Origin of the sequence: Pseudobacter ginsenosidimutans (assembly GCF_007970185.1) — a bacterium.
GTDB lineage: Bacteria > Bacteroidota > Bacteroidia > Chitinophagales > Chitinophagaceae > Pseudobacter > Pseudobacter ginsenosidimutans.
The window spans coordinates 5433566-5456728 of record NZ_CP042431.1; the positions used below are offsets into that span (position 1 = coordinate 5433566).

Below are 23163 nucleotides of genomic sequence, written 5' to 3' on the forward strand. Positions count from 1 at the left end.
TAACCAGGAAAAGAAAGTATATGGACAGTACCAAAAGATTCAGCAACCGGGTGGAAGATTATGTGAAATACAGACCGCATTATCCAGGGGAAATCGTTTCTTTCTTAGCCGATCAATATGATCTAAGTGCTGATAAAATAATCGCAGATATTGGAGCTGGTACCGGGATCTCTTCGAAACCCTTTCTGGAAGAAGGTTACAAAGTGATAGCAGTAGAGCCTAACAAGGAAATGCTCGATAAAGCCATTGAGCTGCTGGGGGATTACCCGGAATTCTCACCGGTATCAGGTACAGCCGAAAAGACCACTCTCAAAGCGCATAGCGTGGATGCCATCATCGCAGGTCAGGCCTTCCACTGGTTCAATCGCGAAAAATGTAAAACAGAATTCAGGCGCATCCTTAAAAATGCAGGACTGCTTGCCGTGATCTGGAACGAAAGGCTGATAGAATCTCCCTTCGAAGTGGAATACGATGCCCTCATTGTGAAACATGCCAGGGATTATGTAAAAGTGGACCACCGCAATATAAATATGGAAGACATGGTGCTTTTCTTCGATCCTGCGCCCGTTGAGTTGAACGTTTTCTCCAATAAACAGGTTTTCGATTTTGAAGGACTGAAGGGCAGGCTGCTTTCGTCTTCCTATATGCCCGTAAAAGGTGAGGACGGCTATGAAACCATGGTAGAAGACCTGGAACTGCTTTTCGACCGCTTCAAGGAAAATGAGCTGATCGTGATCAATTACGCCACCAAAGTCTATTCCGGCATCCTGTAGACGGCTTCCCTTAAAAATTAAGAAAAAAATATCGTTACCGGCTTCACCCTCCCGCGTGAGGCCGGTGTTGTGTTATTGCGGGACCTGAAAAAGGGGAGGATATGCTGATCATTTTTTATATTTGAAAGCTCATGCCTTATGGCTGCCATCCATTTTACCTTGCCTCAACCACAACAACAAACCAAATGCTTATTTGTGCGCGCCCCGCTTATGGAAGGTAAGATTGGAAATATCATTGATCTCTCGCACCTGGAATCCCTTTTCCGGGAATACTATCACCGTCTCTGCAACGCTTCCTATTATATCACCGGCAATGAAGACGCTGCCAAGGATATTGTACAGGATTTCTTTTTTCATTGCTGGAATAAAAAAGAAGAACTGGCCATTACCGGCGACTTCAAGTATTACGCATTACGGGCCGTGAAGAATGCGAGCATCAATTATATCCGGGACAACAAAAAGTTCACTTCTGTGAAAGACCCTGAAAACAATCTTAAGGTAGCCGAACAACCAGTGCCTTCTTTCGACGATATGGGGGAGGAAGAAAAGAACAGGGAGCTATGGAATGCAATCGAGAGGCTGCCTGCACAAAGAAAGGCCATCTTTCTTTCGTCCAACAAGGACGGTCTTACCTATGCGCAGACGGCGGAGAGAATGGGCGTATCTGTAAACACTGTCAAAACCCAGATCAGACTGGCTTATCAGTTCCTGCGTGAAGAATGCGCATGGCTGCTCCATTTCCTGATCTTATGGATCGGACTAAAAAAATAAACAAACTGCTTCACCCTTCAATGAGGGTATAGTGTTATACAATTCAAGCAGCACAAGATGCAACAAAACGAAAACGATAATATCCGTTGGGAGAAACTGGAAGAACAGTTGGATCAGCCTCAGATCAACCCGGAACAGGAAGGTCTGAGCAAAGAAGAACGGAATGTGCTTCATTTCTTCAAGCGGCTGCGCAACAGGCTGCATCCCGTGGATGAACAGAAAAGCTTTCCGCTGGAAGATGGCTGGAATAGTCTTTCTGCCAGAATTGCCATGGAAGAAAATACTGGTGCCCGTAAAGGACGCTTTGTAAAATGGAGACAATTCAGTCTGGTGGCCGCAGCGGTGCTGCTGCTGGCCGTGGCTGGCATTTTCTGGATGCTGAATAAACCTGCCGGCAACAAACAACAGGAACTGGCGGGGAAAACACAATCAACTCAAAAAGCAGATCTGCCCCCTTCAAAACAGGTGGAACTGATCCTGGCAGATGGCAGTAAGATTGAACTGGGACAAAAACAATCCATCACCGAAAAGAATGGAGTAGGCATTGTGGCCTCAGATGAAAAACTGCAATACGAGACTGATGTAAAAAGCGACAAATTACTTTACAATACCCTGATGGTGCCAAGAGGGAAGAAGTCGCAGATCAGCCTGCCGGACGGCACCACCGTGTGGGTGAATGCTGCCTCGAAGATCACCTATCCGGTTGCATTCATCGGGGCTACTCGGGAAGTTACCCTGGAAGGCGAAGCTTATTTTGATGTGAAACAGAATACGGAGAAACCTTTCATCGTGCATACAGTCAATATCGATGTAGAAGTATTGGGTACTGCTTTCAACCTGAATGCCTATGCGAAAACGATTCGCACCACCCTGGAAAAAGGAAAAGTGCGGGTGAAAAATAAAACGGCTTCCATCGAGCTGATGCCTGGTGAGCAGGCGATGTACGACCTGCAGTCAGCACAAATGAAGAAAGCTCCCGTATACACCAGGTTGTTTACCGGCTGGAAAGATGGAGAGCTCTACCTGGAAGACCTTACGCTCCGGGAGATCACTGAACAACTGAGCCGTGATTTCGACTATGAATTTGAATTTGCGGAAGCATCCCTGAAAGAGCTCCGCTTTACCGTAGACATGGCCGCCGCTGATAATCTCCAGGCCGTGCTCGACCATATCAGCAGTACCACGGAAGGTCTCCGTTTCTCAGTAAATGGCCGCCTGGTAAGTATTTCACGATAATGTTTGCTACAGTTCTACTGATTATGATATAAACCTGCCATCCTTTCCGGAAACATACCGGAAACCGATCAATATTAAACTGCTTTTCAAATGAGAAATGTTGTTACAACACCTGTATCATTGCGGGTAAGAGGGCATTTTGTGTGCGCCATCCTTTCCCTGCTCCTGTTGGGAGCTTCCATCCCGCTCTTTGCACAAACGAAGAGACCGCTGGATAAAAAGATCAGTTTCAAAGTTACCAATGTTAGTCTTGCTGAAGCCCTGAAGAAATTCCGGGCCGCATCCGGTGTGCACATGACCTTCAACCAGGAGGATGTGAACAGTCAGCCTGCTGTAAGTATTGATGTAGCTGACAGATCCGGACGTGAAGTACTGGAGAGATTATTGTCTAATACAGCTATCAGGTTTGCCGAAGCAACAGATGGCAACGTTTTGCTGATCCTTAAAACCAGCAAAAAAGACAATACGCGGGCGGGTAAGTTCTTTGACGTGAATGGCCAGATAGTGGATAACCAGGGGCAGGCGCTTTCCAATGCCACCATCATGGTATTGCCGGAAAAGAGAGGACTTACTGCCGATAAGAATGGAATGTTCAATCTTACCGCCAAAGAAAATGATATCCTTCGTTTCAGTTACCTGGGCATGAAGAGTTACGAAGTGAAGATCAGGAAAGATGAGTTCCTGAAAATTGCGCTGGATACTGCTCCGTCGGTAATGACTGAATATGTTGTAACAGGATATCAGACCATCGAGAAACGCATGCTCACAGGTGCAGTCACTACGCTGACGCCTGATAAATTCCTCAGGCCAGGTGCGGCAAGCATTGATCAGATGCTGCAGGGAAAAGTTCCCGGCATGGTAGTCACTTTCAACAGTGGAAGCCCTTCCGCTGCTCCAAAGATCCGCATCCGCGGCACCAGCACCATTTTAGGAAATGCATCTCCGCTCTGGGTGGTAGACAATATCATCCGCACCGATCCTGTGAACCTGAGCCCGCTCCAGGTGAACACGGTACTGGCTGCCGCACAGGAATCGAATTTCAGCATGGTGGGCAATGCCATTTCCGGCATCAACCCATATGATATTGAAAGCATCACATTTTTGAAAGATGCTGCTGCCACCTCCATTTACGGTGTACAGGCTGCCAACGGTGTGATTGTTGTTAAAACAAAAAGAGGAAAACCCGGACCGGTAGCCATCAATTATAATCTGAGTCTTGGATTCACCGGCAGACCGCGGTATACGCAAATGAACCTGATGAATTCCAAGGAGAGGGTAGACGTTTCAAGGGAAATGCTGCAGAACGGGATCTATTATCCCAATGGACTTCGTTCTGTATCTTACGAACAACTCGTTGATCAGCTCTCTGCACGCAAGATCACCCAGGAAGAGTTTTCTGAAAAAGTAGGACAGCTGGAAACGATGAATACAGACTGGTTTGATCTGTTGACGCAAAATGCTTTCAACCAGACGCACTCCATCGGATTCAGTGGTGGAGCCGGCAAAACGAATTATTACGCTTCGGTGAGCTTCTTCGATAACAAAGGAGCATTCAAAGGAGATAATCTGCAGAGTTATTCCGGCAGGTTGAATCTTGAATCCAACCTAAGCAGCAAACTGAACGTGAACTTATTGATCGATGCCTCCTACAGGAAAGCGAAAGGTTACTATAATGTAAACCCTTTCGATTATGCATTGCAGACCTCCCGTACTATCCATCCTGATTCTTTCTATATTGCCCAGGTCTCTACCAATATGAGAACGCCCTGGGTAAATCCTGATCCGATCCGATACAATATCCGTAATGAAATTGATCAAACAGGTTCTACCACTACTACACAAAGTTTCAATATCAATACCGGCATCAACTACAGGTTAATGAGAGGACTGAGTTTCCAGGGAACCTATAATCTTGAAGCTTCCGGGAATTCCAATTTCAATTTCATCACAGCCCGCAGTTATGCAGCTGCCGTGATCAGGGGATTCGACTATAATGCGTATAAGAAAGGAGATTTCAAGTTTGAAAAATCGCCGCTTCCTTATGGTGGTATTGGATATCCTGCATCAACTCAAAATCTCGCGCTTAATATCCGTAACCAGTTTAACTATAACCTGAGTCTTTTTGAAGGAAGGGATAACCTGTCTGCCATGGTATCGCAGGAAATGCGTTCTGTAAAACAAGACGGAACGATGTCGCTGGAACCTGGCTATTTTCCTGAACGGGGAAACACTTACTATTCCGGATACTACAATACCCGCTCTGCCATTGGATCACAGGCATACCACCAGGTAGTGAACACCAACACCGTTACCAATACATTATCCTGGATGGCCGGTTTCAATTACCAATTCAACAGGAAGTACACCATCAGTTCCAGTATTCGCACAGATGGTTCAAACCGTTTTGGCCAGTATTCCAACCAGCGTTTCCTTCCCAACTGGCATGTTGGCGCCATGTGGAATATCACGGCAGAACCATTCATGGAAAGAGTGAACTGGGTTGAACAGGCTGCGTTGCGCGCTTCCTATGGCTCACAGGGAAATGTGGTATCTCAGGTAGGTCCGCAGTTGATTGCAAGTTACCCGTCTGCCCCCGTGGATGATGTATCCAATGAATTTGTATTGGACCTGAAGAGCCTGCCTTATCCTGACCTTCGTTGGGAAAAATCGAAATCCTTCAACCTGGGAATGGATCTGATGCTATTCAAGGGGAGATTACAGATCAATGCAAATGCCTACTATAACAGGACCACCGATCTGATCGTTACCGTAGCGCTTCCGCTTGAATATGGTGTAAAGAATATGTACATGAACAATGGCAGCATGAACAACAAGGGGTGGGATCTGGGTGTAACGGTAGTGCCTATACGATCAAAATCAGGTGTAACCTGGAACCAGACTTTCAATTATTCGATGAACTATAATAAAGTGGTAAGGTCCGGCATCGTCAACAATTATGCCGAGTACCTGAGTGGTTCTGCCGTGGTGCCCGGAATGCCATTTGGTTCCTTCTATTCATTCGGATTTGCAGGCCTCAGCCCTGTGAATGGAATGCCATTGTATGATTTTTATGAAAAGAACCCGGGCTTCAATAAAGATGATCCTTCCACCTGGTTGAAATATTCCGGAAGAGTAGATCCAATATTGGATATGGGTACCACCAGCACCATCACCTACAAATCATTTTCTCTGAATGCTTCGTTCCTGCTGAGGTTAGGTCATCATAAACGCCTGAATCCATTGTATCCGAGAAATGCTTCCGAAATAGCGCCGACTCCCGAGATGAACCTGTCGAGGGAAATGCTTGACCGCTGGCGTAAACCCGGTGATGAAACCCGTACTACAATTCCTGGTTATGCCAACTGGGACAGGACTTCCTATATCCCGCTGGAAGTAGGGAATGTAGTGGGTGGGGCCAGCCCTTATTCTATCTATGACAGATCCTCCGTACGTGTGGTGAAAGGTGATTTCTTCCGTTGCACCAATGTCAGCCTGGGATATGCGTTACCGGCAGCCAGCGTAAGAAGGTTTGGCGCCCGTGGCATGACTGTTGGGTTCTCGGTGAACAATCCGTTCATCATTACCAGCAAGGCGTTCCATGGACAAGATCCGGAGACCGTAGGAACCGGAGGAACGTCATTGCCGATCACGGCTTCCTATACAATGAGCCTGAACGTTTCTTTCTGATCACCATTCAAAAAATAATTCAATGAGAATTTCGATCATATTCTTGTTCCTGGCCGGCATCCATTTCTCCTCCTGCAAAAAATTCCTGGAGGAAAGAACACAGAGTGAGATGACTCCTGTGTCAACAGAAGATTACAGCCAGCTTTTGTTTGGAACATCCTATCCGAGAGGCGGCACCGTTCTGATGCCGGGTGTTACGCTGATGAGCGATGATATGCAGTATTATGCCCATCAGATCGATCACGACTATGAAGCCAAAACAGGCTATCCTGCCTTTACCTGGCAATACAATTTCGATGATCTTGCCAGGACATCAGGCCTCACAAATCCTTTCAAGGATTCCTGGACAGTTTTGTACAATCATATCACCGGCTGCAATATTGCTATCGATGCAACGCCTGAGTCCAAAGGAACTGCCAGTGAAAAAGACCAGTTGATGGGAGAGGCATATGCACTCAGGGCATTTCTCTACTGGCACCTGGTCAACCTCTATAGCCGTCCATTCAATGATTCTACCACTACACCCGATAAGTTACCTGGTGTTCCCCTGCTGATCTCTGCGGACCTAAGGAATGAACTGCCAGCACGCAGCACTGTAGCTGAAGTGTATACAAAGATCAGGAAAGACATCGAACAGGCGGTAACTTATTTCAGCGTCGATAAGAGAAAAGACAATCTTCATCGATTCAATTATCCTGCTGCGCATCTCCTGGCCTCCCGCATCTATCTCTATACAGAAGAATGGGAGAAAGTGATCGAACATGCAACGGCTTCCATCGCTGTACAACCTTTGGTTCTCGATCTGAACGACTGGCCAGCCGATTACTATTATGATGAATCGATGTACAGGCCGATACATGCGCAAAAGAATCAGGAAACCCTTTTCCTTTATGGTACGGCGAGTGAAATGAGAACGGGGGCAGATTTTGTGGCGGGTATGTCTGAGGACCTGGCCAGCAAATTCGAAGCAAATGATCTCCGCGCCACTATCTACTTTTCTCCTTTGCCCGAATTCATGCTGATGTTCACTCCCTTGAAATATGGTACGCAAAAAAGGGATATAAAGGTAAACGCTGTTGAGAACGCTACATCACTCAGAACAAGCGAAGCCTATCTAAACAGGGCAGAGGCTTATGCTCAATTGTATGCTACCAAAAACAATCCGGCAGATGCACAGCGTGCACTGGACGATCTCAATTTCATACGTCAGAGAAGATTCAGTCCTGCTAACTTCCAACCAGTAACCATGATGCCTGCTGCAGAACTGCTCCAGTTCTGCCGCGATGAAAGAAGAAGGGAATTCTTCGAGGAAAATCAGCGCTGGTTCGATCTTCGCCGTTACGGTATGCCCGAGATCATTCATATTTATGCACTCTTCGCTGAAGTGCAAAGGTTCAAACTCTCCAAAGGCGATCCTGCGTATACTCTGTTGATCCCAACTGAAGCTATCCGTCTCAATCCGCGTCTGGAGCAGAATCCGGCAGCGCCTCCAAGAAATCCTTTTTATTAATCACTCCAAATTCTTGAAGCAATGCAATTATTGAAAAATATCACCCGCATCGCAACCTGCGGCCTGCTCCTTGCCTTTTGCTCCTGCAAGAAGGAAGCTGCCCTCACTCCAACTGAAGACAATCGCCTGTATAAACTTCCCCAGGGCGATCAGCCCTATGATCAGGAGATCGTAAATTTTTATGAGGAATACAGAACCGTGATCCTGTATAAATTCAGCAAACTCGATTTCCTGTATTCACCCAATGGCGACAATCCTGCCTACGCCAGTTTCACGCCGGCAGAAGGCAGCCAGGTGCAGGAATCACTCGATTTCCTTCATGAACAATGGTTCGATCTCTACAATGAAGATTTCCTGAAGAAAACACTTCCATTCAAGATATTGCTGGCCTCCGACCTTAAGAGAGTAGTACCTCCCTATACAAGTTTGCCGGTTGGCACTACCTATCCCAGGGCCATCAAGGGTTACAATCATGTTACCTTCGGAAGGGCCGGCAGGATCAGTTCCATGACGGCAGCCGAAAAAGATACTGTGCGCGGCGAATTGCACAAAGCATACTGGCATCTCGCAACTCTCAACCGTATGATAGAATTACCTCCGGCTTTTACTTCCCTGATGCCGGATTACACCAGTGTGCATGCCTGGTATCCTGAAAGGTCCGGCGTTTTCACCCTGTACAACGGCATGACCCATTTTGATGATATTGCCGACTATATCTATAAGATCACGACCACCGATTATGCCACGCTCACGAGCACCCTGTTTACCCCTTCCAGGGATCCCAATGGTATGTTCAGGAAAAAATATGATGCTATAGTGCAGTATTACCTGGAGAATTACAATATCGATCTTCAGGCCATAGGAAATATGTAACCGATCTTCAAACACTATAACGCAGACCCGTACATGAAGTTTTCATTTTGCAGAACAAGTATTGCTGGAATGGCGCTTTCGGGCGTCCTTTCCTTCTCGTCCTGTACCGTGTTCGATACGCCGGAGATCAGGGAACCGGATGAAATGACTGTTCAGATACTTTCTTTCCAGGATGCAAAGGCGAATATCCGGATCGAATCACATTGTCATAATCAGAATGGGATCGGTTTCACTTTCAAGGGAGGGGAGCTTGACCTGATGCTGGACAGCTTCAAACTGGGCCGCGCTATCATCGATACCAGTTTCAAAGTGGCGGCCCATTCAGATTTCATGGTGCCGATCCAACTCACCATCGATGCGGCGGAGATGGGCAAAACGAATATGGATTTCACCAAAGGGGTAAACGTGACTGTAGATGGAAAAATGAAAGGCTCGGCGTTTGGTATCAACCGTGAATTGCCCATTCATTATGAAAAGAAGCATACCATCAACCTGATCCTTCCCTATAAATTATGAGACCCCAAAGCTTACAGGCCGGATGAACAAATTGGAAATTCATCCGGCTTTTTCCTGCTATGACGTTTCTCCTGCTTATATTGTGTAGCCAATCCCCCCTCTTTCCGGTTCACAGAAGGCAGTTATGAAAAGAAAATATACTTTGATAATACTGATGCCTGCATTGCTGCTGCTTTGCAGGCATTCTACCGGGCAGTGGTCCGCAGGCGTTTCTGCGGGTTTCACGCTCAATCAACCCAGCAAAGATCCCGGTCAGGCTTATTCCAAATACCTTCCTGCAGGTGGTTTTGCCCTGGGCATTCCTGTTCAGTACAATCTTACTGAGCATTGGGGACTGCGTGCGGAGCCGGGACTGTTTCAAAAGAATATCAGCTTCGAACGCGGCAATAATTATTCCGGCACCTGGGAAAAAAGATACAATAACTACCTGCAATTGCCGCTGATGCTGCAATACAGAACAGGCGGCGAACACAAATTTACCGGCTTCGCACAGGCCGGCTTCTACGCAGGCAGATGGATCTCTGGCAGACAGCAGGGAGCTGTTCCGGATATCTATGATCTGATCAACGAACCTGATCCTGATGGAGGCTCCACTTCCTATTTCCGCATCAGGGAATACGATCATAAATATGAATTCGATGCAGAAAAAGATCAGCGGATGGATTGGGGAGCTGTTGCCGGCATTGGACTGAACTACCAGTATAACAGCCGGATCCATTTCTACCTGGAACTCAGGTACAGCCAGTCTTTCATGAGTTATGAAAAAGAATACATGACCGGTCAGCAAAAGCCGGTACACCAGACGGCCGCTGCTATGCTGGGATGTATGATGAACCTGTTCAACCGTAATAAATGATGGCCAGACTCTCACTATATACTATTCCATTGTTGGTAGTGATCTTATTCTCATCCTGCCGGAAAGAGACTGGTGCAGTGAATGCAAAAGCGCCTGAGAATTTCAGTGAAGTATTCGATCAGTTCTGGAACAATATGAACAAGCGCTATGTTTTCTGGAAGGAAGACAGTACAGACTGGGATGCCATGCACCGGAAGTATAAGCCATTATTCGAAGGGCTGGATTTCAATAATGTGAGCGACCTGAAAAGATCTGTGCAGTATTTCCGGGAAATGACCGCCAACCTGATGGATGGGCATTATTACATCAGGTTCACGCATCCTGTATTGAAGGACTCGGTGGTTTATCCTTCGCGTGACAGAAAACAGCGATCTCCCTGGTATCATAACGCTTATAACTACTCGAAAGTGGTCCGTTACAAACTGGACCCCAATTACAATGTTGGTGTAAATAGTTCAACCAGTGTAACATTCGGTACCATCAGACAGAATATCCTGTATTTCAGTTGCAGCTATTTTTACCTTTATGATGCTTACACATCCGGTGAAAACAACAATGTAAAACCAGTGCTGGAGCTTTTCTTCAACGAGCTGGCCAAAACGCCTTCGCCCTACAAGGCAGTGATCATCGATGTGCGCGGGAACGGTGGAGGCGATATCAGTGACCTGAACTTTCTGGTTGGCAGGTTGACCGCTACACCGCTGGCCTTTGGCTCAACCCGTTATAAGACAGGGCCGGGCAGACTGGAGTATACGCCCTGGATCGGTTCTTTCATCACTCCTGTGAAAGGCAGTAAGGGAGTCACAATCCCCATCATTGCACTGGCGGATAATTACTCTGCCTCACTGGCGGAAAGTGTTACAATGGCAATACAGGAAATGCCCAATGGGAAATTCATAGGCGAACCAACCTGGGGCGCCAACGGGCCGTATGCTTCCAACGAATTCCTTTACAATGCCGGGCCCTTTGAATTGAATAGCTTCATGAAAGTGCAGACAGCTTCTGCAGCATTCAGGACCTTGAATGGCCGGTTTTCTGAAAGTGTTGGTATTGTTCCCGATCTTTTTGTTCCATTTGATCCGATAGCGATGCAGGAGGGGAGGGACCCCATCCTGGAAGCAGCCATGCAGCTCTTCGAGTAAGCCAGTTCATCAATGTGACGCCATCGGTAAAATTTCGGTGAACAATTTGGTTTGTATCGTAAACCATATTTACATTTGATTGTCAATTCAAACATATGAAACAAGCAGAACCAGTTCTCACACCCGCCGAAAGCCTGCAACTGATTGCCGGTGTAATGGCTGATAGCAGGCATACCTTCCGTCCCTGGCGTTTTGTTTTCCTGTTATGGGGATGGCTGATTGCAGCGGCCAGTCTCTTCTTCTTTTTTTTGAAAGAGTACACGGATTTCCGGGCTTACTTCCTGCCTTTCCCTTTGCTGGTGGCTGTTGGTGTATTACTCACCATCCGTCATTTCCGGCAACAGAAGCATAACAGTGAAGGATATGCGGACCATTATGTAAAACAGCTCTGGACTGTATTGGGAATTGCCTTTATGGTGGTGGTACTGGTGAGTATAATCAGGCAAGTGCCTCCATTTACCTATACTATGGTGCTGGGCGGGATCGGAACACTGGTAACTGGCCGGCTGATCCGTTTCGGACCTTTGGTGGCGGGCGGTGTATTTTTCCTCGCACTGGCTGTTGGCAGTGTGTTCATACCGGATGCATACAAGCCGCTGCTGCAAGCTGCTGCCGTAATACTGGGATATCTGGCGCCAGGTTATTTATTGAAGAAGGTAAAAGCATAAGCATGTTCAATGAACTGGATCCCGTGCTCAGCACACAGGTGCGTCTCGCCATCGTATCCGTGCTGGTGAAAATGAAAAAAGCTGATTTCAATCATCTGATGGAAGTTACCGGAACCACGCAGGGGAACCTTAGCCATCAGATCAAGAAACTGCAGGAAGCAGGGTATATCGAAGTGGTAAAGACCTTTAAAGGCAATTATCCGCAAACGGTCTGCTCCCTTACTGCAAAGGGAAAAAAGGCATTTGAAAGGTATGTGAATGATATCAAAGGTTACCTGCATCTCTGATCCACCGGAACTCCAGCCAAAGGCCAAGGGCCTTTTTTTATCCAAATCTAGTTTGTAATACAAACTAGATGAATAATTGAAACCAAATATTTAAAGTAAAATCTATCATTATGTTAGTAGACAAACACAAGGGGCCGAACCCTGGCATCACTGCCATCGTTTATGTAGCGTTGTTCGCACTGAGTCTGATCACTTATTTCAGTTTATCTAATGGGAGTGGTTATCCGATGCCACTGGGTCCTGTAGATGTATCGCAATCCATTTTCCTGCAGCATCCCGATGCCTTTCTGGCCAATGCATTTTTCGGATTTGGAACGGCATTCCCGCTGGGTTTGTTCACGGCAGCGGTAACCAGCAGGCTGAGCTTTCTGGGTGTGCGGGCCACCGGTGTATCGATAGCCCTGTTTGGCGGAATAGCCGCGTCTGTATTTGTGGCATTATCATCCATCAGTACCTGGGTGCTCTCACAGCCTGGTATAGCCGTAAACAAGGAGCTGATGCATGCCCTGCAATTGTTCGGTTTTCTGAATGGAGGTCCTGCGTTTGCCGTGAGCATGGGCCTGTTGATGGCGGGCGTATCTGTGCCTGCATTGCTGCTCCGGCTTACTCCACGATGGATCGCCATTCAGGGACTGGTGCTGGCTGCATTTGGCGTGCTCAGTACACTTAGCCTGGTATTCTTTCCGCTGATGTACCTGTTGCCTGCCGTGAGATTCGGGTCCATGATTTGGATGATCGCTGTTGGTTTTTCTTTACCGAAAACGACGCCGGTTCATGCGTAGGCGCAATGTCTCAGTATTGGAATGACACTTGTTAATGAGCAATCGCATAGAGGAAACCAGGGAGCCCGGCTGTAAATTGCGGGCTCCCCTCCAATGGTGTCTGCTTTATTTTACCATGCAAATCATCAATTATGCCGATTGCCAAAAACTGGGATGCGAAGGCCATCAATGGTATGGCGGGTAATGAACTGGTAGTATCGGGCGAAGCCAATACTGGCTTGCTAACGGTAATGCCTGACCTGAAAAAACATGTGCCGCAGGGAATCAATCCTGCGGTGTTATTGCTGGATCTGATAGGAGCGTCGGATATCCTTCCTGAACATTTTCAACCTGTGCAATACAACGAAAAGATCGGCAGGCTGGACCAGTATTCGGAAGTGTCAATTTTCTACCAGGACAAACAGATCGCCTGTATCAAAGTGATCATGGCTCCTGTGAATGTGGAAGGATGATCAAGACCTGAGAATGGAAAAATAGACGAGCCAGGCAACCAGGAAGAGTTGCATCGGGATCCTGAACCAGAGATAGGACGGGCCTTTGCCATCATATGTTCCCTTTTCATAGTCCACATGATGAAGGGCTGCATAAATATTGGCAGGCAACATCAGCACCAGCATGATGATCAGAAGGATGGCCGCGATATACCGGGTGACCGGAAAAAGCAGCGCTATCCCCAATAATATTTCTGCAACGCCACTGATGAATACAGCTGCTCCTTTTGCAGGCAGGGCAGGAGGCAGCATCATCGTCATCCCTTTACGGAATTTGAAATGGCCGATGGCCGTGAAGCAGAACATCAGGGCCATACTGAGGTTGCCGTTGAAACTGAGATGCGGATCGCCTTTGAGCACATAAGCGATCAATATTCCCAAAAGAAATGAAAAGAGGAGCAGGAATAATGGTTTCATGGGACAAAGATAAATGCTGGCAATGCTTTTCTCTGTCGTACTATGGCGAGGAGCATGCTTTCACCGGTAAATGCCGGCATTTTTTCGGTGAGCGACCGGGCATACTCCTGAGCAAAAGCGTTTCCCTAAAACCTGTAACTGATCATCGCTCTCAGATTGAAAGGTGTTCCGGGAGTAAAGTGAATTTCCGTTACAGGCCCGGGTTCGTTCTTCAATCTGCTGGTTGTGGCAAATTGTGTTTCGTTCCACTCCTTATTGAAAATATTCTCTGTAATAATGCCGAAGCCAAAATGTCCCCATTGGAAATTCAGGCTTGCATCTGTGATCCAGTATCCTTTGGCAATAATGCTATTGTCTTCATTGGCTGGTCTGTCGTCCAGGTACCTTGTTTTCAGGCTCGCAGAAAATCCTGACGGATGTTTGAAACTGATGCCTCCGGCTGTGGTGATACGTGGCGCAAGCGGTATGCGGTCTTCCCCCTTCGGTTCTTCTGTAGCGCGCGCATAGGTATACGTTAGATCTCCGTTCAGGAAAAGGTATTTTCCCAACTGGTATCTTGCGCCAAAGTCGAAGCCCTGTCTGCGTGTTTTGCCACTGGGCTCTACTACACCTTCATCACCCACATACACGAACTCCTGCTCCAGGTAAAGGTACCAGGCGGCTGCATTGAGCATGAGGCGGGGCAATGGTTTCCAAAGGATGCCCAGATCTGCGCCATAAGCAGCGGGTAATATTTTGTGCCCTTCCTGCGCCACTACTACGCGGGTATCATTGCTGTGGAATCCTTTGCCGAGTTTCAGGAAATATTGTAAACGATGGTCTTGATTGAAGATGAAGTTCAGTTTAGGACTGAAGGCTGCCTTGCTTTGGGACTGTTGTTTGTAAGTGCCGGACAGGTGATCGGTATAATCGAATTTGAGATGATCGATTCGAATACCGGGATTGATCACCCATTTGCCTGCCCTGATCTCAGCATTGGCATATCCGAAGAGGTTGGTCTCGTTGATATCACCGAGCATGACCGGCTCGATGGTGGTCTTACGGTTCACAGTATGCGATAATTCGATATTATCAATGGCATCATTTCTCAATCCAACTGCCGCCTGAAAATCGATCACTGTCTTCTTCCAGTAAAAATTCCTGTTGAGCTCGGATTGAAAGCCGATGATATTCCTTTTTTCTTTCTGCCTGATCTGATCGCCATTGACGGGATCATTGAGGAAGAAAGTGAAATTGCTGTAGAGCTCGAAATCATAATGACTGAAATATGCGGTGTTCTTTACAAAAGTGTTTTCATCCACCTGTTTGAGGAATTGCAGGTTGATATTGGTTCTGGAAGTATTACCGCCTTCTGTATCGTCGATGGCGCCGAAACGTCCGATGCTGCCGTCTTTCACGGCTCGTTCAGGGATCTGTCCACTGGCATTCCATTCACTGTTGAAATGGGAGAAAGCGATGCTGAGCTTATCGTTGCCCGGCAGCCAGGCGCTGTATTTGCCCATCAGATTGAGGCGGTTGAAATTTTGTGGTGAATCGAAGAAACCATCCGTTTTGATATAGTCGGCAGCAAACCAGGCAGCATTCTTTTCATTGTTCACAATATTGAACATACCCAGTGTACGGAAGCTGTTGAATTTGCCGGCTTCCAGTTGTACAAGGCTATGATCGAGCCTGTCCTTTGTTTCGAAAGCCACATAACCCGCGGTGGCGAGATTGCCTTTGTTGGCATAGTAGGGGCCTTTATCGAAGTCTATTTTTCCAATTGTTTCAGGAATAAGGAAATGGAGATCTGCATAGCCCTGTCCATGTGCATGGCTCACCATGTTCACGGGCATACCGTCCACACTGATATTGATATCAGTACCATGATCGATATCGAAGCCACGCAGGAAGATCTGTTCTGCTTTGCCGCCGCCTGCATGCTGACCTATAAAAAGCCCCGGTACTTTGCGCAGCAGCTCCTGTGAAGAGTTCACCGGATTGGTTTGCAAATCTGCATCGGAAATGATATTGAGGTGACGGACCGCGGCCGTAATGGTTACGTTCTCCAGTTGGAAAGCTGATGGCTGCAGGATGATCCGCAATGTGTCCTGGTCCGCAAGGATAGTGAGGGGGGAACAGGAAACATGCGTGATGCGGAGTGAATCTCCTTTGTGTGCACCGCGAAGCAGGAAGAACCCATTTTCATTGCTGTGTTCATGTGCCCCTGTTTGAAGATTGTAGACTGTTGCATTGGTCAGCGGTTTTTTATCATGGCTCAATACAAAGCCGCGAACTCCCTGCGCAAAAGAGGAAGCAGAAAATAGAATAAGCGAAAAGAATAATATCTGTTTCATGCAATTGGTTTTGGACCGGCAATCAGAATTTGCGGTTTTTTGCGGGCCAAATATAACGATGTGATCTGCTTCTTGCAGGAATGATTATTTAAACGGCGCAATTGATGGCAGAAACACTTAAATTGCCGCCAGTTCAAATGATCATAAAAAAATCTGCTATGACCTACCGGTTTCCCATTGTGCTGGCCTTTTGTGCCATAACAGGCATTGGCGCAGCCTCCCTGCGAAATGTTGAAAGCAATCCCTTTCCAGTGATCGATGAAAGCGCCGCCAAACAAATAGTTACAGGTGCGGACCAGCTCAATGCCTACCTGCCATACCTCAAAGGAAAGCGCATAGGCATGCTCGTGAACCAGACCAGTATCATCGGCAAAAAACCGCTGGTGGATAGTTTACACGCACTGGGCGTAAAGATCCAGACCATTTTCGGTCCCGAGCACGGTTTCAGGGGCAATGCCAGTAATGGTGCACATGTAGGTGATGAAGTGGACCCTGCAACAGGCATCCGGGTGGTATCACTCTACGGAAAGCAACGCAAACCATCCAAAGAACAAATGGCAAAGATCGATCTCATGATCTTCGACCTGCAGGATGTGGGCTGCCGCTTCTACACTACCATCAATTCCCTGCGAGATATCATGGAAGCCTGTGCAGATAATAACAAGGAACTGCTGATCCTCGACCGTCCCAATCCCAATGGTTATGTTGACGGCGCTGTGCTGAAGATGGAACATAAATCAGGTATCGGTCAGTTCCCTATTCCATTTACGCATGGAATGACCATTGGTGAGTTTGCAAAAATGATCAATGGTGAAGGTTGGTTGCCCGGGAAAAAGCAATGTAAGATCAGGATCATCCCTGTGAAGAACTATGCACACAATATGGATTACACATTGCCTGTGTTCCCTTCGCCCAATCTTAACTCACAACAATCCGTGCTGTTGTATCCAAGCATCTGCATGTTTGAAGGAACCATCGTGAGCCAGGGCCGCGGAACTTATGTTCCTTTCACTGTATTGGGCGCGCCTGCTCTCAAAGGCAAATATGATTTCAGTTTCACTCCCGTGAGCATTCCCGGAAAATCTGAAACACCGCTGCATCAGGATCAGGCCTGTTATGGACTTGACCTGGGCAATTTCAAGACAGACAGTTTCAGAAAAGCCGGTAAGATCAATATCCGCTGGATGATGGAGATGTATAAAGCCTATCCGGAAAAAGAGAAATTCTTCGACAGGAGCTTCAGCAGTCAGATTGGAAATATCGATTTTCTGAGCGGTTACTCTGAATTCAAACAACAGATCATTTCCGGCGCCAGTGAAGCAGAGATCCGTAAGAGCTGGGAGCCTGCTTTGAGCAATTACAAGAAGATGAGATTGAAATACCTGTTGTATCCGTAGCAGAATGCAGCCAATCGCCCGCCTCCCGGCGAGTGATAAATATTCTTTAATCGCCTCCGCGGATCAGTCAGGTATTGCAGGCTGCTGGTTCGCCGGAGGCGAACTTATTGGGAACCACTCTGAATGATTGTTATTGCTGCGAAGGATATTTTTTCTCCAGGTACCTGTTGTAAAATGTTTCTAACGCTGAATAATCTGTTTTGAAATTGGCATTGAGCGGAAATTCCGGAGTGGGAAAATAATGCGTGGGCCTGAGCCAGTTGGGAATATGCTGCAAGAGGTGCATATTCTCTTCAAGTTTGAATCCCGGTGTGCTGGTGAAGAATAAGCCGATGGTCATGTATTTGCGCGAAAAGATAGCGGCTGCATCACTGATGGGGCCGATTCCCGAGAAAACGTATTCCAGGTTATTGAGGTTGATGCGATGCCCGTAGTACTTCACTTCCCGGTCTACCCGGCCTGCATAATAGTAGCGGTCCTCTTCCTGGTTGTAGATCACTTTGTCGCCAGTTTTGTAAAATTGTTCTCCATCGTATTCAAAGAATCCTGTGCCTTCAGGGAGATTGATATATCCGTTGAAGGTTTGTTCTCCGCTCACATAGAGCTCACCTTCCAGGTTACCATCTTCCAAAAGCATCGCATTGCCCAGGTAGGCTTTGCTGCCGATATTGAGCTGACCGATGCTCACCACCCGGTTCCAGGTATGGAATTCAGTCTCTACTTTGTAAGCTGAGCAATAGATGCTGAGTTCCGTGGGGCCGTAACAATTGTAAATGCCTGCGCGTGGAAAATATTCTCTCAACAATTGCACATCTGAATCGTAAAGGGGTTCTCCGCAAAACAGGAAATGCTTTGTTCGGTTGGGAGAAATGGAAAACAGTAATTGTTGTTTTTGCAGGATGCGCAGCATGGAAGGCAGCATACAGAAGATGGTGCAATGCGCATACTGTTCATGGTTAAGCAGGTGGTCCGTATCTATATGCGATATGGCTGCTCCATTGGTCCAGGCCATCAGCATGGCCCAGATACTGAGATCGAAGGAGAACTTGAAAGTATTGGCTATCACGGCTGTTTCCTCCACTTCGAATAACTGCTGCATATTATCTGTGAACGCGGCGATATTGGCATTACTGATGGGAACTGCTTTTGCTGCGCCCGTAGTGCCGGAAGTGAAGAGGATATAACGGAGATCAACAGTTGAAAATCCGTCCGCAATCTCGGTTTCCTGGAAACAGAGAAAACAGGAGCCGAAGGAGGGGAGATGCAGCGGTTCGTACACCTGTTCCTTTTCCCTCCAGTGAGAGAGGAAGAAGTTTTCGTTGGTGATGATCACACCGGGATTGATGATCTCGATCTTGTTTTCGATCATCGGGATGGTATCATCGATATTGATGGGACAATAAATAAAATCATGTGTGAAGCAGAAATAGAATGCGAAGTAGTAAAGTTCCGGATGGGAAGATAAGACCACTACTTTCCTGTTGCTGCCGGAAGGGAGTTTTTTCCGGAGCGCCGCGCAGGCAGTATCGAAATCATGGTAGCTGTACCGTTTCGATCTGTTGTATAAAAATATCTGATCCATAGACAAGGTATTGCTGAAAAGCAAGGGGCACGGTCAGAAATGGGTCAGTGATCATAAATTTAATCAAAATAACAATATTTACTGTTTTCCTCTAATCCATTCTGCTAATTCGAGAAAAGTGGTTGTGCATATTTCCTTTTCCTGTTCTTTCAGGAATTGCAGCAGCTGCCTGTGCGCTTCCAGCGATACGTTGATCGGATGCCCGCCACCTACGCCATGGAAGAGGAATACGATAGCCTTACCGGATGCCATCGCCTTCTTCACTTCATTGATCAGTTGTTCCCCTGTATGTCCGTTCACGCCGAAACAGCCAAGGCTGTACAGGTTTTTTTCATTGATGGAAATAAGTTGTTCACCGGTAGCCCTTGCTGCAACAAAATCATGTGGATCGAGGTATAGACTATCCTGTAACCTTTGATCGCCGCAGGGATAAGCGAAGGTCCTCTGTTGTTTGCCATCGACTGAGAAAAGCACGGCATTGGTCATGCGCATTTCATCCTGCATTCGTCGTATACTGTAATTACGCAGATCATATTCGGGTATTACCCAATCCCTGCCGGGCTTGCCGCCTTCGCAGGGATGGAAGAGGGTATGATTGCCAAGCTCATGTCCGGTTACTGCTACCTGTTTCCACTCAGCGATACGTTTTGTAAATGCCGGCGATGAGCAGGTAAGAAAAAAGGTTGCTTTCAATCCCAGCGAATCCAGCAATGGAATGGCCTGGTCCAGATGCGGGTCAATGGCATCATCATACGTGAGCGTCACTGCACATTTATGTTGTTTCCAGGATCCCGTGGATTGTGCAAATGAATGAATGCAGAAAAGCAAAAAGAAAAAGGGGGAGAGCCGGCGCATGTACATGGCATTGAATTGTGTATTTGAAAGGTACTCAATTTCAGCAGCAGACAAAAGGAGCGAAGCCTTATTTTTGCCTTATCAGATGAACAATTCTTACATATTTCAATCCGCCCGCCTGGGCTTCCGCAACTGGCGGGATACAGACATCCCTCCGTTTGCAGCGATGAACGCCGATCCCGTTGTGATGGAATTCTTCCCATCAACAAGAACCTTTGAAGAAACAGTTGTGCTGGTTGAAAAATTCCGGCAGCATTTTGAACAGCACGGTTATTGTTTCTTTGCTGTGGACCGTGTTGATACCGGGCAATTCATCGGCTTCATCGGCTTGAACAATGTGAACTTCTCCGCCACTTTCACACCCTGCGTGGAGATCGGCTGGAGATTGATGCAGCCGGCCTGGGGACAGGGATTTGCCACTGAAGGCGCACAACGATGTCTTCAATTCGCATTCGATGATTTGCACCTGGCTGCCGTCCTCTCTTTCACTGCCCTCTCCAATAAAAGGTCTGAGCGCATCATGCAGAAAGCCGGCATGCGCGCCATCGGAGAGTTTGCACATCCTGCCCTGCCGAAAGGGCATCCGCTGCAACAGCATTCGCTCTACCGTTTGACCGTCTCGGAATTTGACCGTCTCGGGATATAAAAAATGTGTCTGTTGAAATGAACCGGCGCGGGAGAATTTTCTTGAGCTGTGGATTGGAAGGATGGGGCGGAGGAATGATTGCCATACTGCATCGCTTACATTTCAAAGGCCACATTTTTCATATCACTCGCCGGATGGAACCGAAAATGTGCAGCAGATAAATGAAATGCAATCAAGGGCTGTGTAATAGTGAAATAATGAAGAAATGATCTGTTGCACCTGTTATCGTGATGGAGCAAAAAGTGATATGATAAGCCGGTCCTGGAAACATAAGCGAAAAAGCCTGGCTAAGCACCAAAGCCCAACCCAACCAATAAAAAGCTCATAATTATTCTCCCGCGCCGGTTTGTTTCCCAACCGGCGTTCATATCCTTTTTGCGGGAGATATCCTTTTTGCGGGAGAAGAAATTAAGCTCTGCAACACAACTGCATTATTGTGTTCTTCATCATGCGCAGCATACACAAGTGTAACCACCGGATTCGTTTTCGCCAATGTGCGCAGCTCTTTCAATGCGTCACTGCCTTTCAGTTCAGCTTTATACCGTCTGATGAATTCTTTCCACTTTTCAGGATCATGATTGAACCATTTGCGAAGCTCTGTGGATGGCGCTACTTCTTTCAGCCATTGATCGGCATGAAGCGTGGCTTTGCTGAGCCCGCGCGGCCAGAGCCGGTCTACCAGGATGCGATAGCCATCAGTCTGCTCCCGTTTTTCATAGGCTCGTTTGATCTGGATCATATGAATAGTTTGAAGTGATCTTTCGGTTTTATGTAACAGCCGATCTTTCAAAGGGTTCGGATTTGCTATGGCCTCAGCAGAAAAACGCAGAAGACCAGGGGCGAAGACGACGGATTCAGGGCAGGGATTTAATAAGTATCAATACTTTCAAAATTTTTACCGGAAGTCTTGTGAATTTAAAAACAATTTTTCTAAGTTTAAGCTCCGGACTCTTTCTGCCTGCCCAGGTCCGGCTTCACCTTGATGATCGTTTTCGTCTCATTGCATCAAAGAATAAGTGAACCACTATGTTTGATACTGCAGAAAACAGGTCTCCCTTGTATTACGAGATCATTCGCCAGTTATATTATGGCAAGGTGTTGTCCTGTACAGACCTGAGCGAAAGGATCAGCAAAAGTATTCCGCTGGTCACTACTGCCATCAATTCCCTGATCAAGTCGGGCTTTGTGGAGAAGAAAGGATATGCTCCGTCGAGCGGCGGACGCAGGCCGCTGATGTATGCGTTGAAGCAGGACAGGCTCTATGTGGTCACCATCGCGATGGACCAGTTGAGTGCGCGTATCGGGATTGTTGACATGCAGAACCATTACGTGTCTGGCGTGGAAGTGGTGGAGCTGCGGCTGCTGAATAATCCGGAGGCGCTGGATACATTGGTGCAGGCTATCAGCAGTCATATCGATCAGTCCGGTATCCCTCGCAGCAAGATCATTGGAGCGGGCATTGGCATGCCCGGACTGGTGAATGCCATCGATGGCATCAACTACTCTTATCTTCCTGTAACAGGCAAAAGCCTCAGTCAGTATCTCAGTGATGCATTGGGTATGAAAGTGTTCATAGATAACGATTCCAGTCTTATTGCCCTGGCAGAGCACCGTTTCGGGAAGGCCCGCGAATTCAGGAATGTGATGGTGATCAATATGGGGTGGGGCATCGGTTTGGGCATGATCATAAACGGACAACTCTATCGCGGCGATGATGGTTTCGCCGGCGAGTTCAGTCATATCCCTATCTCTGAAAAAGGATCACTGTGTTATTGTGGCAAACAGGGATGTCTTGAATCCGAAGCATCACTGTTAGCAGTAGCCGATAAAGCATTGCAGGGCATCAGTAAGGGAAGGCTCAGCAGGCTGGCTTTTCTGACTGACCAGAATCAGCTGGTGATCGGCAATGCGTTGATGGACCTGGCCAATCAGGGTGATCAATACGCCATCGAGCTCTTCATGGAAGCGGCTTACAAGATCGGAAGAGGCTTATCTATTCTTATTCATATCAATAATCCCAAAGCCATTGTGCTCAGCGGACGTGGCGCCAAAGTGGGCAAGCTGGTGACCGCGCCGATACAACAGGCCATTACCAGTTACTGCATCCCAAGACTGGCCAATAATACTGAATTGCTGATCTCCGATTTCGGTTATGAAGCCGAACTGATCGGTGCCGCCATCCTGGTAATGGAGCATTTCTCTCCCAATATATTTGCAACATCTGCAAATTCTGTCCGCAAAATCGGCAAATAAATGCCTGATCCTCAATCGTAATTCACTGATTTTCTGTGAATCGGCATATCATTTATCAAAAAGTGCGTAAAACTTTGTAAGAATT

21 protein-coding genes are annotated in these 23163 nt (G+C 47.2%); 16 read left to right on the top strand and 5 right to left on the bottom strand.

All coding sequences use genetic code 11. The annotated features are described in order from the left end of the window. The first annotated feature begins 20 nt into the window (after positions 1 to 20). The 13 genes from FSB84_RS21300 to FSB84_RS21360 all read left to right on the top strand — a co-directional run bounded on the left by FSB84_RS21300 (position 21) and on the right by FSB84_RS21360 (position 13553). Positions 21 to 773, top strand: a complete 753-nt coding sequence (locus tag FSB84_RS21300; RefSeq protein WP_130539897.1) for a class I SAM-dependent methyltransferase — start codon at positions 21 to 23, stop codon at positions 771 to 773. A gap of 138 nt (positions 774 to 911) precedes the next feature. Then, on the top strand, positions 912 to 1544 hold the full coding sequence (locus tag FSB84_RS21305; protein ID WP_130539898.1) for an RNA polymerase sigma-70 factor: 633 nt from the start codon (positions 912 to 914) through the stop codon (positions 1542 to 1544). 57 nt (positions 1545 to 1601) lie between these two features. Next, complete coding sequence (locus FSB84_RS21310) at positions 1602 to 2780, top strand: FecR family protein (protein WP_130539899.1); 1179 nt, start codon at positions 1602 to 1604, stop codon at positions 2778 to 2780. Between the two features lie 90 nt (positions 2781 to 2870). After that, positions 2871 to 6467 carry a SusC/RagA family TonB-linked outer membrane protein gene (locus tag FSB84_RS21315; RefSeq protein WP_130539900.1) on the top strand — a complete coding sequence of 1199 codons (3597 nt, stop codon included), beginning with the start codon at positions 2871 to 2873 and terminating at the stop codon, positions 6465 to 6467. A gap of 22 nt (positions 6468 to 6489) precedes the next feature. Further along, complete coding sequence (locus FSB84_RS21320; RefSeq protein WP_130539901.1) at positions 6490 to 7977, top strand: RagB/SusD family nutrient uptake outer membrane protein; 1488 nt, start codon at positions 6490 to 6492, stop codon at positions 7975 to 7977. Positions 7978 to 7998: 21 nt separating this feature from the next. After that, on the top strand, positions 7999 to 8850 hold the full coding sequence (locus FSB84_RS21325; RefSeq protein WP_130539902.1) for a putative zinc-binding metallopeptidase: 852 nt from the start codon (positions 7999 to 8001) through the stop codon (positions 8848 to 8850). Between the two features lie 33 nt (positions 8851 to 8883). Beyond that, positions 8884 to 9366, top strand: coding sequence for an NDR1/HIN1-like protein (locus tag FSB84_RS21330; protein ID WP_130539903.1), 483 nt, complete (start codon positions 8884 to 8886; stop codon positions 9364 to 9366). 124 nt (positions 9367 to 9490) lie between these two features. Then, the gene (locus FSB84_RS21335) at positions 9491 to 10222 is read left to right on the top strand and encodes a porin family protein (RefSeq protein WP_130539904.1); all 732 of its coding nucleotides are present in this window, start codon (positions 9491 to 9493) and stop codon (positions 10220 to 10222) included. Further along, on the top strand, positions 10219 to 11364 hold the full coding sequence (locus FSB84_RS21340) for a S41 family peptidase (RefSeq protein ID WP_130539905.1): 1146 nt from the start codon (positions 10219 to 10221) through the stop codon (positions 11362 to 11364). The genes FSB84_RS21335 and FSB84_RS21340 overlap by 4 nt, the downstream gene beginning before the upstream one ends. Positions 11365 to 11459: 95 nt before the next feature. Continuing rightward, positions 11460 to 12032 carry a hypothetical protein gene (locus FSB84_RS21345; protein WP_130539906.1) on the top strand — a complete coding sequence of 191 codons (573 nt, stop codon included), beginning with the start codon at positions 11460 to 11462 and terminating at the stop codon, positions 12030 to 12032. Between the two features lie 2 nt (positions 12033 to 12034). Further along, positions 12035 to 12319 carry a winged helix-turn-helix domain-containing protein gene (locus tag FSB84_RS21350; protein ID WP_130539907.1) on the top strand — a complete coding sequence of 95 codons (285 nt, stop codon included), beginning with the start codon at positions 12035 to 12037 and terminating at the stop codon, positions 12317 to 12319. 110 nt (positions 12320 to 12429) lie between these two features. Then, complete coding sequence (locus FSB84_RS21355; protein ID WP_130539908.1) at positions 12430 to 13101, top strand: hypothetical protein; 672 nt, start codon at positions 12430 to 12432, stop codon at positions 13099 to 13101. A 131-nt stretch (positions 13102 to 13232) separates the two neighbouring features. Beyond that, entirely contained in the window at positions 13233 to 13553 is a 321-nt protein-coding gene (locus FSB84_RS21360) for a hypothetical protein (RefSeq protein ID WP_130539909.1), read from the top strand. On the opposite strand, the gene FSB84_RS21365 is transcribed toward FSB84_RS21360, so the two are convergent. Further along, positions 13554 to 14009 (bottom strand): DoxX family protein, encoded by a 456-nt coding sequence (locus FSB84_RS21365; RefSeq protein WP_130539910.1) that lies wholly within the window; start codon positions 14007 to 14009, stop codon positions 13554 to 13556. Between the two features lie 125 nt (positions 14010 to 14134). Continuing rightward, the gene (locus FSB84_RS21370) at positions 14135 to 16345 is read right to left on the bottom strand and encodes a TonB-dependent receptor (protein WP_130539911.1); all 2211 of its coding nucleotides are present in this window, start codon (positions 16343 to 16345) and stop codon (positions 14135 to 14137) included. Positions 16346 to 16503: 158 nt separating this feature from the next. Between FSB84_RS21370 and FSB84_RS21375 the strand changes: the two genes are divergently transcribed. Further along, positions 16504 to 17742 carry an exo-beta-N-acetylmuramidase NamZ family protein gene (locus FSB84_RS21375; protein ID WP_130539912.1) on the top strand — a complete coding sequence of 413 codons (1239 nt, stop codon included), beginning with the start codon at positions 16504 to 16506 and terminating at the stop codon, positions 17740 to 17742. A gap of 130 nt (positions 17743 to 17872) precedes the next feature. On the opposite strand, the gene FSB84_RS21380 is transcribed toward FSB84_RS21375, so the two are convergent. Continuing rightward, on the bottom strand, positions 17873 to 19324 hold the full coding sequence (locus tag FSB84_RS21380) for an AMP-binding protein (RefSeq protein WP_130539913.1): 1452 nt from the start codon (positions 19322 to 19324) through the stop codon (positions 17873 to 17875). Positions 19325 to 19402: 78 nt separating this feature from the next. Next, entirely contained in the window at positions 19403 to 20233 is an 831-nt protein-coding gene (locus FSB84_RS21385; protein WP_207234203.1) for a polysaccharide deacetylase family protein, read from the bottom strand. 31 nt (positions 20234 to 20264) lie between these two features. On the opposite strand from FSB84_RS21385, the gene FSB84_RS21390 reads away from it, so the two are divergent. Continuing rightward, positions 20265 to 20825, top strand: coding sequence for a GNAT family N-acetyltransferase (locus tag FSB84_RS21390; protein ID WP_130539914.1), 561 nt, complete (start codon positions 20265 to 20267; stop codon positions 20823 to 20825). Between the two features lie 364 nt (positions 20826 to 21189). Here FSB84_RS21390 and FSB84_RS21395 read toward each other — a convergent pair whose 3' ends face one another. After that, the gene (locus FSB84_RS21395) at positions 21190 to 21564 is read right to left on the bottom strand and encodes a DUF488 domain-containing protein (RefSeq protein ID WP_207234204.1); all 375 of its coding nucleotides are present in this window, start codon (positions 21562 to 21564) and stop codon (positions 21190 to 21192) included. Between the two features lie 287 nt (positions 21565 to 21851). Here FSB84_RS21395 and FSB84_RS21400 point away from each other — a divergent pair, with 287 nt between their 5' ends. Further along, complete coding sequence (locus tag FSB84_RS21400) at positions 21852 to 23078, top strand: ROK family protein (protein WP_130539915.1); 1227 nt, start codon at positions 21852 to 21854, stop codon at positions 23076 to 23078. Positions 23079 to 23163: the final 85 nt, after the last annotated feature.

Excerpts from the sequence above, each read along its gene's own strand:
- FSB84_RS21320 (WP_130539901.1), top strand. The coding sequence starts at position 6,490 with ATGAGAATTTCGATCATATTCTTGTTCCTGGCCGGCATCCATTTCTCC.
- FSB84_RS21335 (WP_130539904.1), top strand. The coding sequence starts at position 9,491 with ATGAAAAGAAAATATACTTTGATAATACTGATGCCTGCATTGCTGCTG.
- FSB84_RS21330 (WP_130539903.1), top strand. The coding sequence starts at position 8,884 with ATGAAGTTTTCATTTTGCAGAACAAGTATTGCTGGAATGGCGCTTTCG.
- FSB84_RS21300 (WP_130539897.1), top strand. The coding sequence starts at position 21 with ATGGACAGTACCAAAAGATTCAGCAACCGGGTGGAAGATTATGTGAAA.
- FSB84_RS21375 (WP_130539912.1), top strand. The coding sequence starts at position 16,504 with ATGACCTACCGGTTTCCCATTGTGCTGGCCTTTTGTGCCATAACAGGC.
- FSB84_RS21345 (WP_130539906.1), top strand. The coding sequence starts at position 11,460 with ATGAAACAAGCAGAACCAGTTCTCACACCCGCCGAAAGCCTGCAACTG.
- FSB84_RS21305 (WP_130539898.1), top strand. The coding sequence starts at position 912 with ATGGCTGCCATCCATTTTACCTTGCCTCAACCACAACAACAAACCAAA.
- FSB84_RS21380 (WP_130539913.1), bottom strand. The coding sequence starts at position 19,324 with ATGGATCAGATATTTTTATACAACAGATCGAAACGGTACAGCTACCAT.
- FSB84_RS21370 (WP_130539911.1), bottom strand. The coding sequence starts at position 16,345 with ATGAAACAGATATTATTCTTTTCGCTTATTCTATTTTCTGCTTCCTCT.
- FSB84_RS21325 (WP_130539902.1), top strand. The coding sequence starts at position 7,999 with ATGCAATTATTGAAAAATATCACCCGCATCGCAACCTGCGGCCTGCTC.
- FSB84_RS21400 (WP_130539915.1), top strand. The coding sequence starts at position 21,852 with ATGTTTGATACTGCAGAAAACAGGTCTCCCTTGTATTACGAGATCATT.
- FSB84_RS21315 (WP_130539900.1), top strand. The coding sequence starts at position 2,871 with ATGAGAAATGTTGTTACAACACCTGTATCATTGCGGGTAAGAGGGCAT.
- FSB84_RS21355 (WP_130539908.1), top strand. The coding sequence starts at position 12,430 with ATGTTAGTAGACAAACACAAGGGGCCGAACCCTGGCATCACTGCCATC.
- FSB84_RS21310 (WP_130539899.1), top strand. The coding sequence starts at position 1,602 with ATGCAACAAAACGAAAACGATAATATCCGTTGGGAGAAACTGGAAGAA.
- FSB84_RS21360 (WP_130539909.1), top strand. The coding sequence starts at position 13,233 with ATGCCGATTGCCAAAAACTGGGATGCGAAGGCCATCAATGGTATGGCG.
- FSB84_RS21340 (WP_130539905.1), top strand. The coding sequence starts at position 10,219 with ATGATGGCCAGACTCTCACTATATACTATTCCATTGTTGGTAGTGATC.
- FSB84_RS21350 (WP_130539907.1), top strand. The coding sequence starts at position 12,035 with ATGTTCAATGAACTGGATCCCGTGCTCAGCACACAGGTGCGTCTCGCC.
- FSB84_RS21395 (WP_207234204.1), bottom strand. The coding sequence starts at position 21,564 with ATGATCCAGATCAAACGAGCCTATGAAAAACGGGAGCAGACTGATGGC.
- FSB84_RS21390 (WP_130539914.1), top strand. The coding sequence starts at position 20,265 with ATGAACAATTCTTACATATTTCAATCCGCCCGCCTGGGCTTCCGCAAC.
- FSB84_RS21365 (WP_130539910.1), bottom strand. The coding sequence starts at position 14,009 with ATGAAACCATTATTCCTGCTCCTCTTTTCATTTCTTTTGGGAATATTG.